Source organism: Rouxiella sp. WC2420 (assembly GCF_041200025.1).
In the GTDB taxonomy this organism is placed as follows: domain Bacteria; phylum Pseudomonadota; class Gammaproteobacteria; order Enterobacterales; family Enterobacteriaceae; genus Rouxiella.
Genome location: NZ_CP165628.1, coordinates 3,750,892 through 3,767,854 on the forward strand (window position 1 = coordinate 3,750,892; position 16,963 = coordinate 3,767,854).

The 16,963-nt window shown below is 49.8% G+C and carries 11 protein-coding genes; 3 read left to right on the forward strand and 8 right to left on the reverse strand.

The genetic code is table 11. The features are described from left to right. Window positions 1-108: 108 nt before the first annotated feature. The 8 genes from lpxK to serC form a co-directional block, all read right to left on the reverse strand. Window positions 109-1,098, reverse strand: a complete 990-nt coding sequence (gene lpxK / locus AB3G37_RS17455) for a tetraacyldisaccharide 4'-kinase (RefSeq protein WP_009636635.1) — start codon at window positions 1,096-1,098, stop codon at window positions 109-111. Further along, window positions 1,095-2,843 carry a lipid A ABC transporter ATP-binding protein/permease MsbA gene (gene msbA / locus AB3G37_RS17460; protein ID WP_009636636.1) on the reverse strand — a complete coding sequence of 583 codons (1,749 nt, stop codon included), beginning with the start codon at window positions 2,841-2,843 and terminating at the stop codon, window positions 1,095-1,097. The genes lpxK and msbA overlap by 4 nt, the downstream gene beginning before the upstream one ends. Before the next feature lie 36 nt (window positions 2,844-2,879). Beyond that, window positions 2,880-5,165, reverse strand: a complete 2,286-nt coding sequence (locus tag AB3G37_RS17465) for a ComEC family protein (RefSeq protein WP_369788619.1) — start codon at window positions 5,163-5,165, stop codon at window positions 2,880-2,882. A 237-nt stretch (window positions 5,166-5,402) separates the two neighbouring features. Continuing rightward, complete coding sequence (gene ihfB, locus AB3G37_RS17470; RefSeq protein WP_009636638.1) at window positions 5,403-5,687, reverse strand: integration host factor subunit beta; 285 nt, start codon at window positions 5,685-5,687, stop codon at window positions 5,403-5,405. A gap of 74 nt (window positions 5,688-5,761) precedes the next feature. Continuing rightward, the gene (gene rpsA / locus AB3G37_RS17475) at window positions 5,762-7,435 is read right to left on the reverse strand and encodes a 30S ribosomal protein S1 (RefSeq protein WP_009636639.1); all 1,674 of its coding nucleotides are present in this window, start codon (window positions 7,433-7,435) and stop codon (window positions 5,762-5,764) included. Window positions 7,436-7,612: 177 nt separating this feature from the next. Further along, window positions 7,613-8,314, reverse strand: coding sequence for a (d)CMP kinase (cmk, locus tag AB3G37_RS17480; protein WP_037378180.1), 702 nt, complete (start codon window positions 8,312-8,314; stop codon window positions 7,613-7,615). 286 nt (window positions 8,315-8,600) lie between these two features. Continuing rightward, window positions 8,601-9,884, reverse strand: a complete 1,284-nt coding sequence (gene aroA, locus AB3G37_RS17485; RefSeq protein WP_369788620.1) for a 3-phosphoshikimate 1-carboxyvinyltransferase — start codon at window positions 9,882-9,884, stop codon at window positions 8,601-8,603. A gap of 136 nt (window positions 9,885-10,020) precedes the next feature. Further along, complete coding sequence (gene serC, locus AB3G37_RS17490) at window positions 10,021-11,106, reverse strand: 3-phosphoserine/phosphohydroxythreonine transaminase (protein WP_009636642.1); 1,086 nt, start codon at window positions 11,104-11,106, stop codon at window positions 10,021-10,023. Window positions 11,107-11,382: 276 nt separating this feature from the next. On the opposite strand from serC, the gene ycaO reads away from it, so the two are divergent. The 3 genes from ycaO (at window position 11,383) to pflB (ending at window position 16,850) form a co-directional block, all read left to right on the forward strand. Beyond that, window positions 11,383-13,146, forward strand: a complete 1,764-nt coding sequence (gene ycaO, locus AB3G37_RS17495; RefSeq protein WP_369788621.1) for a 30S ribosomal protein S12 methylthiotransferase accessory factor YcaO — start codon at window positions 11,383-11,385, stop codon at window positions 13,144-13,146. 502 nt (window positions 13,147-13,648) lie between these two features. Continuing rightward, entirely contained in the window at window positions 13,649-14,512 is an 864-nt protein-coding gene (focA, locus tag AB3G37_RS17500; RefSeq protein ID WP_369788622.1) for a formate transporter FocA, read from the forward strand. Window positions 14,513-14,567: 55 nt separating this feature from the next. Beyond that, window positions 14,568-16,850, forward strand: a complete 2,283-nt coding sequence (gene pflB / locus AB3G37_RS17505; RefSeq protein ID WP_369788623.1) for a formate C-acetyltransferase — start codon at window positions 14,568-14,570, stop codon at window positions 16,848-16,850. Window positions 16,851-16,963: the final 113 nt, after the last annotated feature.

Below are 16,963 nucleotides of genomic sequence, written 5' to 3' on the forward strand. Positions count from 1 at the left end.
TTTTCGTCGGGGGTTATTCTTGATAAAGCAAAAGTTTAGAAATTATTCCTTAAAGATCAAAGTAATTACTAATTTAATTTCTTTCGCTTTGAAACAATTCCCTCCCGATTAGCTATTTTTAATGACAATCGCGCTGATTTTCTCAAGTAAAGCTGTAGCCCCTGGCTCGGAAAGATGAGCATCGACAGGAAGATACCACCAGTTTTTCTGAGCAAAACTACGACACTTAACGGCATCTTTTTCTGTCATCAGCAATGTTTGCTGGCCGTTGCTTAATGCCGTGAGTTGCGCAGCCTGATAGGCCTGATGATCGGCAAAAGACACCTCTTTATCGATAACCACACCAAGCTGATTCAGAGTGGCAAAAAACCGTGGCGGGTGGCCAATGCCTGCCATGGCAACCACGTTTTGCAATGTGTTTGCAGCACGCTTTTCGCCAGTCAATAAATTTACAGCCAAACCCGGCTGCAATTGCATCAATGTCTCACTGCCCTGCTCTTGATTGCTGCCGTTCACTATAACCGCATCAACGCTACGTAATCTGGATGCCCGCTCGCGCATTGGGCCAGCAGGGATCCAATGGCCGTTACCGAAACGACGGGCACCATCAATGACTACAATTTCGAAATCCCGCTGCAAGGCATAATGCTGTAAACCGTCATCGGTAATAATGATATCAATCGGCGTGGCGGCAAGCAGCGCTTTAACAGCATCTGAACGCAATGGCGAGACGGCAACCGGGGCGCCGGTGCGTTGATAAATCAGCACCGGTTCATCCCCCGCCTTTGCGGTAGTAGTAGTGTTATCAAGAACTAAAGGATAGCTGTCAGCCTTACCGCCGTAGCCGCGAGAAACTACGCCTACGCTTAGCCCCTTCTGTTGTAACTGCTCGACCAACCAGATAACTACTGGCGTTTTGCCGTTACCCCCGACAGTAAGGTTACCGACGATGACTACCGGTACCGGTGCTCGCCAGCTTTTCTTCCAGCCCTTTTTATAGCAAAAACGTAGTACCAGCGTGATCAATCCGTACAGCCAGCTCAGCGGAAGCAACAGCCGATACAATGCGGATTGACCTGACCAGATACGCTCAATCATTGGCCAAATTGCATCCGATGAAGCTGGGCATAGACTCCGCGCTCGGCGAGGAGGTCTGCATGGGCACCGCGTTCAACAACTTTGCCATCTTCGACAACGAGGATTTGATCGGCCTTCTCGATGGTTGAGAGGCGGTGAGCAATCACTAATGAAGTACGGTTTTTTTGCAGTTCATCCAATGCAGACTGAATTGCGCGTTCAGACTCGGTATCCAGCGCCGAAGTCGCCTCGTCGAGAATCAGTACCGGCGAGTCACGTAACAGTGCACGCGCAATCGCAATACGCTGGCGTTGCCCCCCTGAAAGCAGCACGCCGTTTTCGCCGATCACAGTATCAATGCCATTTTCCATCTTGCTGATGAAATCCATCGCATGTGCCATGGTCGCTGCTTTAATCACTTCCTCACGGCTGTACTTTTCAGTGCGTGCGTAGGCGATATTGTTGGCAATGGTGTCATTAAACAGGTGAACGTTTTGCGAAACCAAGGCGACCTGATCGCGCAGTGATGACAAGGTATATTCACGCAAGTCATGGCCGTCGAGCAAAATCTCACCCTGTTGAATATCATAAAAACGCGTCATCAGATTGGCGATTGTCGATTTACCAGAACCGGAGCGCCCGACAAGCGCCACCGTTTTACCTGCGGGGATTTCAAAAGAAATGTCTCGCAGAGCCGGTTTTTCACTGCTGCCATAGCTGAAGGTGACATTTTTGAAAGCAATGTCGCCCTTGGCGCGTTCAACTACACGTTTCCCTTCGTCTTTTTCCTGTTCTAAATCCAGAATATGGAACAACGTCTGGCAAGCAGCCATACCGCGCTGGAACTGGGCGTTGACGTTAGTCAGTGATTTTAACGGACGCATCAGCGCAATCATCGAAGAGAAGACCACAGTAATGGTACCGGCTGTCAGCGTTTCCATAACCGATGGGAAACTGGCAGCATAAAGCACGAAAGCCAGGGCCAATGAAGCAATCAGCTGAATAATCGGGTCAGAAATAGAAGATGCTGACACCAGGCGCATCCCCTGGCGACGCATGTGGTTGCTGACGTTATCAAAACGCTCGGTTTCGATAGCCTGACCGCCGAAGATCAATACTTCTTTATGGCCTTTCAGCATCTGCTCGGCACTGGTGGTTACCTGACCCATAGTGTTCTGCATATTTTTGCTGATATTACGGAAACGCTTGGATACCACGCGGATCACGGTAGAAACGATCGGCGCGATAACAACCAGGATCACCGACAACTGCCAGCTGTAATAGAACATCATAATAAACAGGCCGATAATCGAGGCCCCCTCACGCACCACGGTAACCAGGGCGCTGGAAGAAGACGATGCAACCTGCTCGGAGTCGTAAGTAATGCGCGACAGCAAGGTCCCGGTGGACTGTTGGTCAAAGAACGCCACCGGCATTCTCATCATGTGGCCGAACAGGCGACGACGCATTTGCATCACAACCTTGCCGGAAACCCAGGAAATACAATAACTCGAGATATAACTACTGACGCCACGCACGAGCATCAGTCCAATAATCACCAGCGGCATCCATAGCAACACGGAACGGTCAGTTTTACCAAAACCATCATCCAGGAGCGGCTTAAGCAGCGATAGCATGAGGGTGTCACCGGCAGCGTTGACTACCAGCGCAATTGCGGCGGCAATAAGCCCGGTTCGAAAAGGTGTGATCATCGGCCAAAGGCGACGGAAGGTCTGCCAGGTGGAGAGATCTTTATCATTCATCATGCAATTAACCAGCAGCGAAATAAACAGCGGCCTATTCTACTCATTATCTCCCCTAACACCAAACCACTGATGGTACCAACGCGGCATTAATTGCTCGCGTAGACCTTTCACAACCCAATGATTGTTGAAAAAAAATGCACTTAACTGACCGGAACGCGCAGTGTCGCGCCAGATTACGCCATTTTTCCGATAGCGCTGCTTAATTTTTTCAGCCGGTAAGCGCCATACATTAAAACGGGCAGCTGAGGCTATTGCAACCTCGGCACCTGTAGCGCGCAGGAAAGGTCCAATAGATGAAGTGTTGCTACCATGATGGGGAACTTGCAATAAATTTACTCGCAAATTTTTTCTATTCTCTCTGACTAGCTGCATCTCGGCTTCTTTCTCGATATCACCGCTGAGCAGCACGCTAAATCTGCCGTCACTGACTTTTATCACGCAGCTGTCGTTATTATTCGCATATTCCTTCAAAGTCAAAGGCCATAGAACTTCAAAACGTAGACTTTGCCAATGCCAGATCTGCCCCTTTATACAAGGCCGGTTACCGATAAAAGATGAACGTACAATGGCAGCGGGAAAAGCGGCCTTGACTAGCTCGGTGCCGCCGTGATGATCCATATGGCTATGGCTGACAATAATTTGATCCAAATCGATATTTCGCCACTGCAGGTAAGGCAGGATCTGCATTTGAGCTTGCGATCCCCCTTCCCAGCGATTGCCAGTGTCATAAAGAACTCCGCGACCGTTCTTTTCGATTAAAATTGCCAGTCCGTGACCAACATCGAGCATATCAAGCCGCCAATTCTCTTTATTCGTCGTTTGCCGCCAGAGCAACATTAGACCGCATATAGCCATCACGCTCGTATAATGCGTTTTGAACCACCCCATTCGCCAGACGATCACCGCTATCCAGCCACTAAAACTTAGCGCAACCGAAGTTTCACCCAAGGGCAACCAGTAATGTTCAACCCTTTGTAAACCTGCAACGACCCATTTGAGGCTATGGTCGGCCAATAACCAAAGCAGGTCTATCAAGGGCTGAGCTAAATCATAGGGGAAATGGTTCAGGAACAGTGCCAGCAGCACCAGTGGAACAGTGAACAAAGAGACAATAGGTACTGCCCAAAGGTTAGCTACAAAAGATGCGCTGCTTAAACCGTGAAACAGCCCTATTTGCATCGGTAAGAGCAAAAAGGTCATACCCGCCTGAAGATGTCCCCATCGAACCCAGGCCCAATACCAGTGCCGAGAATAGCGGCTGGGTAAAGGTGCCCATTGAAACCAGAAAATCAGCCCGGCTACCGCAAAGCACGATAGCCAGAAACTGTCGGAAAGAATGCCAAGGGGGTCACTTACCATCAACAATGCCACGCCCCAGCTCCAGACTTGCCAAGGATCGCTACGCACCTTGCACAAGCGTAATACCAGCCACAGTGTAATTGCGAGCGCTGCGCGCATTGCAGGAGGATTCAGACCCGATAGCCAAGTATAATAGGCCATTGCCAGCCAACTCAGGAGGATCGGAAAACGGTAGTCAATGAGCCGCAGTGGCAGAAGAAACTGCAATCCGCGAGCCGATAACCAGCCTATTAGCGCGGCGACACCAATATGCAGCCCGGAAATCGCCATCAGATGTGCCGTTCCGGTGACCTTGAATAGCTGAAGGGTCTTTTGGTCAATTAAGCCACGCTCGCCAAAGGCCAGCGCCAGTAGTACTGGCATATTCTCCAGGCCAGCAAGTTGCCCGGAAGCGACATTAATTTTCTCCTGACGAATAGAACATTCACCAGACAACAGCCCTGCCGAGCGAATACTCCCACGAAGCGTTTGCCGATTTGCCACAGCCCAGCGCTGAGAATCGAAACTAGCCAGATTCAGCTGGCTGTGTACCGGCCTCAAACTCATCGTCAAAAGCCAGTTCTGCCCGGCGCAGTACCCACCAGGGAAACTATCACTAGAAACTTTGACCGTAAGAGGTGGAAAAATCCGTTGCCCGTTTACTTCTTTTAAAGTTAGAACGACTTTATGTGATTCTTCTTTCTGCAAATATGAACTGCTGACTGTAGCAACAACCTGCTGGCGGTTGCCGACAAGGGCGCTGGTTTGCTGCAAAATCTGCTGGGCATTAAAAGTTGCCCAAAGCAGGCCTAACAGGGCCACGCTCAGCAGCTTGCTAAAATGATAGGGTAAGCTCCCCGCAATACAGGCGATAACAAACAGCGCAATGCCAGAATAGAGTCCGGGTAAAGCGGGTAGCACCGTCAAAGGCAAGATACCGGCGACTAAAGCCAACGCGGCCTGTGTCAGGGTGATAGTGATCATTCCTTTCCTCGAAAGATTTACGAGCGTGCAAGTCCGGCGAGAAAGGATTGTTGTCGAGATAGGAAGTGGGTTCAATCAACAAAATAGAAGGTTGCGAGATGTCACGCAGAACAAAAAGTCGATTATCAAACTTGTTGCAGTTAGAGGGGTTCGGCAAGTCACAGCCCAAAAAAAACGGTGCCCGTTAAGGCACCGTTTTGTTCGCTATAGGCATACATTCATATTAAGGACGAGTCCTTAGCCATAAATGTTCGCACGGTCGCGCAACTCTTTACCTGGCTTGAAGTGAGGAACGTACTTGCCGTCCAACTCAACTTTGTCGCCCGTTTTAGGGTTGCGTCCCACGCGCGGAGCACGGTAGTGAAGAGAAAAACTGCCAAACCCGCGGATTTCGATGCGTTCTCCATCAGCTAAGGTTGCAGCCATATGTTCAAGCATCTCTTTCACGGCATCCTCAACGGCTTTCGCCGGGACATGAGAGTGCTGGCCAGCAAGTCTTTCAATAAGTTCAGACTTGGTCATATAACCTCCAAGCTTTGCAGCTAAACTACCGTTATAGAAACAGCTCTTAATTTAATAAGAGCTGCGTCCCGTTATTACTCGCCTTTTGCCGCTTTGAACGCTTCAGCCATAGCGTTAGAGAAGTTGGTTTCGTCTGGTTTGTTGTTAACCACGGCGATTGCATCTTTCTCGTCTGCTTCGTCCTTAGCACGGACGGACAGGCTTACAACACGGTTCTTACGGTCAACACCAGTGAATTTAGCTTCAACTTCATCACCAACGTTCAGAACCAGAGTTGCGTCTTCAATACGGTCGCGAGAAGCTTCAGAAGCACGCAGGTAACCTTCTACGCCGCCTGCTAATTCAACTGTAGCACCTTTAGCGTCAACTGCAGTGACTTTACCAGTAACAATAGTACCTTTCTTGTTTACAGACAGGTAGTTATTGAACGGGTCTTCTGCCAGTTGCTTCACGCCAAGGGAGATGCGCTCACGCTCTGCATCAACTTGCAGAACAACAGCTGCGATTTCGTCGCCTTTTTTGTATTCACGTACTGCTTCTTCGCCTGCAACGTTCCAGGAGATGTCAGACAGGTGAACCAGGCCGTCGATGCCGCCATCCAGACCGATGAAGATACCGAAGTCAGTGATTGACTTGATTTTGCCTTCAACGCGGTCGTTCTTGTTGTGAGTTTCTGCAAACTGCTGCCATGGGTTAGCTTTACACTGCTTCAGACCCAGGGAGATACGACGACGTTCTTCGTCGATGTCCAGAACCATAACTTCCACTACGTCACCAACGTTAACAACTTTGGATGGGTGGATGTTTTTGTTGGTCCAGTCCATTTCGGACACGTGAACCAGACCTTCAACGCCTTCTTCGATTTCTACGAAGCAGCCGTAATCAGTCAGGTTGGTTACACGACCAGTCAGCTTGGTGCTTTCTGGGTAACGTTTAGCGATAGCAACCCATGGATCTTCGCCCAGCTGTTTCAAGCCCAGGGAAACACGAGTACGCTCACGGTCGAATTTCAGAACTTTAACAGTGATTTCGTCGCCAACATTCACGATCTCGCTTGGGTGCTTAACGCGCTTCCAAGCCATATCGGTGATGTGCAGCAGGCCGTCAACACCGCCCAGATCAACGAAGGCGCCGTAGTCAGTGAGGTTCTTAACGATACCTTTAACTTCCATGCCTTCCTGCAGGTTTTCCAGCAGTTGATCGCGCTCGGCGCTGTTCTCAGACTCAATCACTGCACGACGAGAAACAACAACGTTGTTGCGCTTCTGGTCCAGCTTGATGACTTTGAACTCAAGATCTTTGCCTTCGAGGTGCAGAGTGTCGCGAACAGGACGCACGTCAACCAGTGAACCTGGCAGGAACGCACGAATACCGTTCAGCTCTACGGTGAAACCGCCTTTAACTTTACCGTTGATAACACCGGTAACAGTTGCAGCTTCTTCGTAAGCTTTTTCCAGCATCAGCCATGCTTCATGACGCTTAGCTTTCTCACGGGACAGCAGAGTTTCACCGAAGCCGTCTTCAACAGCGTCAAGTGCAACGTCAACTTCGTCGCCTACCTGGATTTCCAGTTCGCCCTGTGCGTTTTTGAACTGCTCTGCTGGAATAGCAGACTCAGACTTCAGACCGGCGTCAACCAGTACGACGTCTTTGTCGATAGACACAACAACACCACGAACGATTGAACCCGGACGGGTTTCGATTGTTTTTAAGGATTCTTCAAAGAGTTGAGCAAAAGATTCAGTCATATTGATAATCTTTAGTTTCTTAAGTTTAACGTCCATCTGGCTTCATGCTGGATGGGGTTGTTTCAAATGCCCCACTACCGTCCTGGCCGCGAGGTTAAAAAAAACTGTAGCAAAAACTGGCACTACCTCCTGATTCTTCACAAAAAAGAGTGGAGTAGCACCAGATATTTGCAGGGATCACCGTTTTTGTTGCAACGGCAATCCTAAAATTTCAGTGGCATAAGCCAACGCTTTCTCGATAACTGTATCGATGGACATACTGGTTGAATCCAGCATTAATGCATCTTGCGCAGGTATCAGAGGCGCTATAGGCCGATTACGGTCACGGTCATCCCGCTCTTTTATCTCGGCTAAAAGACGTTCAAAGTTAACACTAAAGCCCTTTTCCTGCAACTGTAGCATTCTTCTGTTTGCTCGTTCTTCCGGGCTGGCATCAAGAAAAATCTTCACAGGGGCTTCCGGAAACACCACAGTGCCCATGTCCCGGCCATCGGCAATCAGGCCAGGCTTCTCTTTAAAAGCGCGCTGTCTGCGAAGCAGGGCCTCGCGTACGCGCGGGAAAGCAGCGGCTTGTGATGCGGTATTGCCTACGGCTTCAGTGCGGATCTCATGGGTGACATCCTCACCTTCCAAAATGACATTGAGATGACCGTTGTTTGCTACAAAACGAACATCAAGATGCGCAGCCAGCGGCACCAGAGCCTCTTCCGAGACGATATCAACCTGGTGATGCAGCGCAGCCAGGGCTAAGACACGATAAATTGCACCGGAATCCAGCAAGTGCCATCCAAACGCCTCGGCGAGAGCCTTGCATAGGGTGCCCTTACCGGCACCGCTAGGCCCATCGACCGTTATCACTGGGGTTATAGACGAGGTCATAGCCGTCATTTCTCTCTCCTTTCGGTGGGGAAATCCCCTCATCATTAACCAACGGGGTTAATTCAGGTGCAGCATTATACGCTGCCTTTGGCCGAACTGTTAACCCACTTCAGCGTGTTAAAGAAAATAAGCTACCGATCGCGGTAAAGCTAATCAACTTCACGGTGAAACAGACAGTAAACCTATGAGACAGAGATTATTTAAGCACAGCGACAGCAAGATGACGGTGAAAAAGAAAAAAACGGACACCCGTAATGTCCGTTTTGATCACGCGAGGTATAAAACCTTAAACCGGTGTGCTCAATGAAGCCAGGCGTTCAAAATAATCAGGGAAGGTCTTGGCGGTGCATTTCGGATCGAGAATGGTAACCGGGGTATCAGATAACGCCACCAGCGAGAAACACATTGCCATGCGGTGGTCATTATAGGTGCCAATTTCCGCAAAGGTCAGTGAAGTTGGCGGGACGATACTAATGTAATCTTCGCCCTCTTCCACCGTGGCACCGACTTTACGCAGTTCGATCGCCATTGCCGCCAGACGATCGGTTTCCTTCACGCGCCAGTTATAAATGTTGCGCAGCGTTGTAGGGCCCTGAGCAAACAGCGCCGCGGTAGCAATAGTCATGGCTGCATCGGGAATATGATTCATATCCATGTCGATGCCATGCAATTCACCGCGAGTACACTCGATATAATCTTCAGACCAGTTGACCGTCGCGCCCATTTTCTCCAGCACGTCGGCAAAACGAATATCGCCCTGCATGCTGTTTTTACCAATACCGGTTACGCGAACCGTGCCACCCTTGATAGCCGCAGCCGCCAGGAAATAAGAGGCGGAAGAGGCATCGCCCTCGACCAGGTAATTACCCGGCGAAAGATAGCTCTGCCTGGCCTGCACGCGAAACTGCTGATAGTCTTCATTGACTACGACCACGCCAAAGCTTTTCATCAGATTCAGGGTAATATCGATATAAGGTTTTGAAACTAAATCACCCTTGATACGAATAATAGTGTCATTTTCCGCCAACGGTGCAGTCATCAGCAGCGCGGTCAGGAATTGGCTGGATACGCTGCCATCAACACTGATTTCACCGCCTTTGAAGCCACCGCGCAGGCGCAATGGCGGGTAGTCTTCTTGCTCGAGATAGTCGATCTGCGCGCCACCGAGACGCAAAGCGTCAACGAGATGGCCGATTGGGCGCTCTTTCATGCGCGGCTCGCCGGTCAATACTACATCTTGTTGACCCAGGCATAACGCGGCTGCCAGCGGGCGCATTGCTGTACCGGCATTGCCCAGAAACAGTTCCAGATTATCGGCTTTCGGGAAAATCCCGCCTAAACCGTCAATTTCGCAAAGGGTGCGGTCAGCCGACAGGCGATGCGTGACACCCAGAGCGGTCAGGGCGTTGAGCATATGGCGAACATCGTCACTGTCCAGCAGATTGGTCAGTCGAGTCGTGCCTTTGGCAAAAGCGGCCAGTAAAAGTGCACGGTTCGAGACGCTTTTTGAACCGGGTAAATTAATTGTGCCGTTGACATGCGCAACAGGCTGAATAGTTAAAGCTTCCACAGGGTCCCCACAAATCGGAAAAGGTCTTCGTTAATCTTTCAAAAAACATAACCCCGGATCATTGACCGGGGTTATGTTTAATCACCAACATTTCTAATAATAAAAATGCAAATCAAACAGTTAGCTTTGCGCGGAATTAACCGTGACGTTTTTCAAAGTCATTCATAAACGCAGTCAACGCCTGAACGCCTTCCAGCGGCATGGCATTATAGATAGAGGCGCGCATTCCGCCAACTACGCGGTGGCCCTTGAGGGCATGCAGACCGGCTGCCAGTGATTCTTTCAGGAATACTTCATCCAGAGCAGGATTTGCCAGCTGGAATGGAATATTCATGCGTGAACGGTTGGCGTCGGCTACCTGGTTGCGGTAGAAGTTGCTGCTATCGATAGTTTTGTACAGCAACTCAGCTTTCGCTTTGTTGCGTTTTTCGATTTCAGCAATGCCACCCTGTTCCTTCAGCCATTTAAATACCATACCAGACAGGTACCAGGCGAAAGTTGGCGGCGTGTTGAACATAGATTCGTTTTCGGCCAGCACGGTGTAGTCGAGAATTGACGGCAGCTCTTTGCGCGCCTTGCCAAGCAGGTCTTCACGCACGATAACCAACGTCAGGCCAGCAGGTCCGATGTTCTTTTGCGCGCCAGCGTAAATCACGCCAAAGCGGCTAACATCAATCTGGCTTGACAGAATGGTGGACGAGAAGTCGGCGATAACCACTTTGTCGCCAAAATCAGGCAGTTCATCAATCGCCAGACCATCGATAGTTTCGTTCGGGCAATAGTGAACATAGGCCGCGTCCTGGCTCAGTTTCCACTCGCTCATTGGCAGCAGGCCGCGCTTGTCACCGATAGTAGTAGTGATATCAATAACGTTCGGCGTGCAATATTTTTGCGCTTCTTTCACTGCGCTGTGTGCCCAATAACCGCCGTCGATGTAGTCTGCGGTAGATTTATCGCCCAGCAGGTTCATCGGGATTGCGGCAAACTGCGCGCGCGCGCCACCGTGACAGAACAGGACTTTATAGTTCGAGGGGATATTCATCAGGTCACGAATATCCTTTTCGGACTCTTCGGCTACCTGGATAAACTCCTTGCTACGGTGACTGATTTCCATCACCGAGGTACCGAGGCCGTGCCAGTTGCAGAGTTCTTGTTCGGCACGACGTAACACTTCAGCCGGGATCATCGCCGGGCCTGAGCTAAAATTGTAAACCTGAGTCATTTCCCCTCACCACTTCTTTTAGATAGCTACTTGAAAGCCAGTTGTGTCATTGATTGACAGCCACAATAACGCGATGGGCATTATCAACAACCAGTTAATCGGTTTTATCACTGGTCTCCACCTGCTGCAATTGTTATTCGCCACAGATTAATAATCAGTAATAAAATTCATGTCGCCAGCGCTGATATTCTTTTTTCTTAGCGGCACGAATACATGGAGCTGAAGCCAAAAAACCCGTATCATTGCGCGTTTTTAGAACGCACAAAAGTGAACTCAATGACGCAAACTTTTATCCCTGGCAAAGACGCGGCGCTGGAAGACTCCATCTCCCGTTTTCAGCAGAAACTTACCGATCTCGGCTTCAATATTGAAGAGGCCTCGTGGCTGAATCCGGTCCCACACGTCTGGTCCGTACACATTCGCGATCGCGATTGCCCGCTGTGCTTTACCAACGGCAAGGGAGCCAGTAAAAAAGCGGCATTGGCCTCGGCGCTTGGAGAATACTTCGAACGTCTGTCCACCAACTATTTCTTCGCCGATTTCTATCTGGGCAAAGAGATTGCCAACGGCGAATTCGTTCACTATCCGAATGAAAAATGGTTCCCAATCCCGGCAGATAACAGCCTGCCAGCGGGCATCCTCGATGAGCGCCTGCACGCGTTTTACGACGAAGAGAAAGAGCTAACCGGCGGCGATTTGATCGATCTGCAATCCGGCAATGCGGATCGTGGGATCTGCGCCCTGCCGTTTACGCGTCAGTCAGACCAGCAAACCGTTTATATCCCGATGAACATTATCGGCAACCTGTATGTTTCCAACGGCATGTCAGCGGGTAACACCGCCAACGAAGCGCGCGTTCAGGGCCTTTCCGAAGTTTTCGAACGTTACGTTAAAAATCGCATCATCGCCGAGTCAATCAGCCTGCCAGAAATTCCGGCCGACGTGCTGGCGCGCTATCCAGGCGTGGTGGAAGCCATTGCCAAGCTGGAAGAAGAAGGTTTCCCAATCCTTTCTTATGATGCTTCTCTGGGTGGCAACTATCCGGTGATTTGCGTTGTACTCTTCAATCCGGCCAACGGTACCTGTTTTGCCTCTTTTGGTGCTCACCCAGACTTTGGCGTGGCGCTTGAGCGCACCGTGACCGAGCTGCTGCAGGGTCGTAGCCTGAAAGATCTGGACGTGTTTACTGCGCCAACCTTCGACGACGAAGAAGTTGCCGAGCACGCTAACCTGGAAACTCACTTTATCGATTCAAGCGGCCTTATCTGTTGGGATCTGTTCAAGCAGGACGCTGACTTCGAGTTTGCAGACTGGAGCTTCAGCGGCAGCACCGAAGAAGAGTTCGCGACTCTGATGGCTATTTTCGATAAGGAAGACGCCGAAGTTTATATCGCCGATTACGAACATCTTGACGTTTACGCGTGCCGTATTATCGTTCCGGGCATGTCCGATATTTACCCGGCGGAAGACCTGCTGCTGGCCAATAACAGCATGGGCGCCCACCTGCGCGAGCAAATTCTGGCCTTGCCAGACACTGAATTCGCCCCGGAAGAGTATCTGGAAATGATCACTCAACTGGATGACGAAGGTCTGGACGACTTCACCCGCGTCCGCGAACTGCTGGGCATCGCCAGCGGCAAGGATAACGGCTGGTCTACGCTGCGCGTCGGCGAACTGAAATCAATGCTGGCGCTGGCCGGTGGTGATATGGATCAGGCTCTGACCTGGGCCGAGTGGGCACACGAGTTCAATTCCTCCGTGTACAGCGACGAGCGCAATAACTATTACCGTTGCCTGCAAACTCTGCTGCAACTGGCGCTGGAGCCCGAGCGCGAAGCCTCTCAGTACTATGGCGCATTCGTTAAAATGTACGGTCAGGAAGCCGTTGAGCGTGCCTCTGCGGCTATTAGCGGCGAAGAGCGTTTCCACGGTTTGTTTGCCGTTGATGCAGATCTTAAAGCCTTGCCTGCTCATCAGGGGCTGCTGGCAGCCTATGAAAAATTGCAGGCGGCCAAACGTCGTCACTGGTCAAAAGCATAATTAGCGCCGCTTAGGATTTGTATTTACTAAAAAACCGGTGGGAAACTGCCGGTTTTTTTATTCTCGCTTTCCATGTTAAATAACCTTTTTGATTCAATCCTTTATGGCAGAAGGAAATAAAGGCATTTTATCTGGTTTGACTCTCCTGATATTCCAGAGTTAAATAGCGGAAAATTAAATTTAACATTGGATATATTTCACCAAGATAGACTTTTTAATTGTTAAATAACGCTATTTTTTATTTTCATAATTTCCACACCGCTCCAACATTACTTCATAAATATCAACGGACAGCCCGTTGGGAATGGCAAGCTGGTAAACTTTTAATATAAATCTTAAAAAATATTTTTATGTTACTTATCAAATAATTAATCGCTTATTGACCCTTTCGCCTTTTTATCTTTTTGCTTGTTAACCCCTCTCATGATCCAAATCAATAACTCAACTAAACTATCTTGCTAGTATCTGTCTTGCAGTACATAACCCCGATAAGAGAGTTAATGTGAACGCTGATAACCCTTTCAATTTATTATTACCAGCGGCAACGGCTAAAGTCGCTGAAGATGCAGGTGTGTATAAAGCTACCAAACAACCTATAAAAACTTTCTTCCTGGCGATTACTGCCGGCGTATTTATTTCAATCGCCTTCGTGTTTTATATCACCTCGACAACTGGCACTTCGACCATTCCTTTCGGACTGGCAAAGCTGGTGGGGGGTATTTGTTTCTCTCTGGGGCTAATGCTGGTGGTGGTCTGCGGTGCAGACTTGTTTACCTCCACCGTGCTAACCGTTATTGCCAAAGCCAGCGGTCGAATTACGTGGGGACAGCTGGCGCGTAACTGGGCCAACGTCTATATCGGCAATCTGGTGGGTGCCCTGTTTTTTGTGGCGCTGATTTGGCTTTCCGGCATGGCGATGACTGATAACGGCCAATGGGGATTGAACGTCCTGCAAACTGCCGATCATAAAATGCATCACACTTTTGTCGAGGCCGTTTGTCTTGGGATCCTCGCCAATCTGATGGTTTGTCTGGCGGTCTGGATGAGTTACTCCGGACGAAGCCTGATGGACAAAATGTTCGCCATGATTCTGCCGGTTGCTATGTTTGTTGCCTGCGGCTTCGAGCACAGCATTGCCAACATGTTCATGATCCCACTCGGGATTGTTATCAAAAATTTCGCTGCTCCCGAGTTTTGGCAAGCCGTTGGCAGTGCGCCGGAAAAGTTTGCCGACCTGAATATTTTACAATTTGTCACTGCCAATCTGGTCCCGGTGACGATTGGTAACATCATCGGTGGCGGCTTGCTGGTGGGTCTGACCTATTGGGTTATTTATCTGCGCGATGGGCAAGCTCAGCAACATTAACGCTGCCGGTCGTGAAATTTAGATTTTGGGAAATTAAATTAGAGGTAGGTGCAACATGTCTAAGCTCAATGAGAAATTGACCACTGCATGGCAGAATTTTAGCGCTGGCGAGTGGCAGACTGAAGTCAACGTACGTGACTTTATTCAGAAAAACTACTCCCCTTACGAGGGCGATGAATCATTTTTAGCAGGCGCCACTACGGCGACGACGACTCTGTGGGACAGCGTGATGGTAGGCATCAAGCAGGAAAACGCGACTAAAGCGCCTGTTGATTTCGATACCGACCTTGCCTCGACAATTACCTCGCACGATGCCGGTTATATCAATAAATCGCTGGAAACCATTGTTGGTTTGCAGACCGATGCGCCATTAAAACGCGCCATTATTCCTTTCGGCGGCATCAAAATGGTTGAGGGTTCGTGTCAGGTTTATGGCCGCGAACTCGACCCGCAGCTGAAAAAAACCTTTACTGAATATCGCAAAACTCATAATCAGGGCGTATTTGATGTTTACACCAAAGACATCCTGAACTGCCGTAAATCTGGCGTTTTGACCGGTTTACCTGATGCCTATGGCCGTGGCCGTATTATCGGTGACTATCGCCGCGTCGCGCTTTACGGCATCGACTACTTGATGGCCGACAAATACGCGCAATTCCAATCCCTGCAATCACGACTGGAAAACGGCGAAGATTTGTCGATGACCATTCAGCTGCGCGAAGAAATCTCTGAACAGCATCGTGCGCTGGGCCAAATCAAACAAATGGCGGCCAAATACGGTTTCGACATTTCGGGCCCTGCAAGCACTGCTCAAGAAGCCGTGCAGTGGACATACTTCGGCTATCTGGCGGCGGTGAAATCACAAAACGGTGCAGCAATGTCATTCGGTCGCGTATCGACCTTCCTCGACATATTCATCGAACGCGATATCAAAGCCGGCAAACTGAATGAAGAACAAGCACAGGAATTAATTGACCATCTGGTAATGAAACTGCGCATGGTGCGTTTCCTGCGTACTCCAGAATACGACGAGTTGTTCTCGGGTGACCCAATCTGGGCGACAGAATCTATCGCCGGTATGGGCGTCGATGGCCGCACGCTGGTGACTAAAAACAGCTTCCGCTTCCTGAACACTCTATACACTATGGGGCCTTCCCCAGAGCCAAACATGACCATTTTGTGGTCAGAAAAGCTGCCGGTAAACTTCAAGAAATACGCGGCTAAAGTCTCCATCGATACTTCATCAATTCAGTATGAAAATGACGATCTGATGCGTCCGGACTTTAACAATGATGATTACGCCATTGCCTGCTGCGTGAGCCCGATGATTGTCGGCAAACAGATGCAATTCTTCGGCGCGCGAGCCAACCTGGCAAAAACCATGCTCTACGCCATCAATGGCGGTGTTGACGAGAAGATGAAAATCCAGGTTGGCCCTAAAGAAGCGCCAATGATGGATGAAGTGCTGGACTACGATAAAGTGATGGAACGTATGGATCACTTTATGGATTGGCTGGCCAAACAGTATGTAACTGCGTTGAATGTCATTCACTTTATGCACGATAAATACAGCTACGAAGCTTCACTGATGGCGCTGCACGATCGCGATGTTTATCGCACTATGGCTTGTGGTATAGCCGGTTTATCGGTAGCTGCCGACTCACTGTCTGCGATTAAATACGCCAAAGTCAGCACTATCCGTGATGAAGATGGCCTGGCCGTTGATTTCAAAATCGAAGGCGAATATCCACAGTTCGGTAACAACGATGCGCGGGTTGACGATATTGCCTGCGACCTGGTCGAACGTTTCATGAAGAAAATTCAGAAACTGCCAACCTATCGCGACGCGGTGGCTACCCAGTCAGTGCTTACCATCACCTCAAACGTGGTGTACGGTAAGAAAACAGGTAACACTCCAGACGGTCGCCGTGCCGGTGCACCATTTGGACCAGGCGCCAACCCGATGCATGGCCGTGACCAGAAAGGCGCCGTTGCCTCTCTGACCTCAGTGGCTAAACTGCCGTTTGCCTACGCCAAAGACGGTATTTCATATACTTTCTCCATCGTGCCAAACGCGCTGGGTAAAGACGATAACGTACGCAAAGCCAATCTGGCTGGACTGATGGACGGTTACTTCCATCATGAAGATGCCATCGAGGGCGGCCAGCACCTTAACGTCAATGTGATGAACCGCGAGATGCTGCTTGAAGCGATGGAAGATCCTGAAAAATATCCACAGCTGACCATCCGCGTTTCCGGCTATGCCGTGCGCTTTAACTCGCTGACCAAAGAGCAGCAGCAGGACGTTATTACCCGAACCTTTACTAAATCCATGTAACCAGTTTTAGAGTTAATCGTCATTACTATCAAGGCTCTACTCCGGTAGGGCCTTTTGCCAGCTGCTTTTTCAAGACTCCACGAGAAGGAGTCCTGGGACTATGGAGAACACCT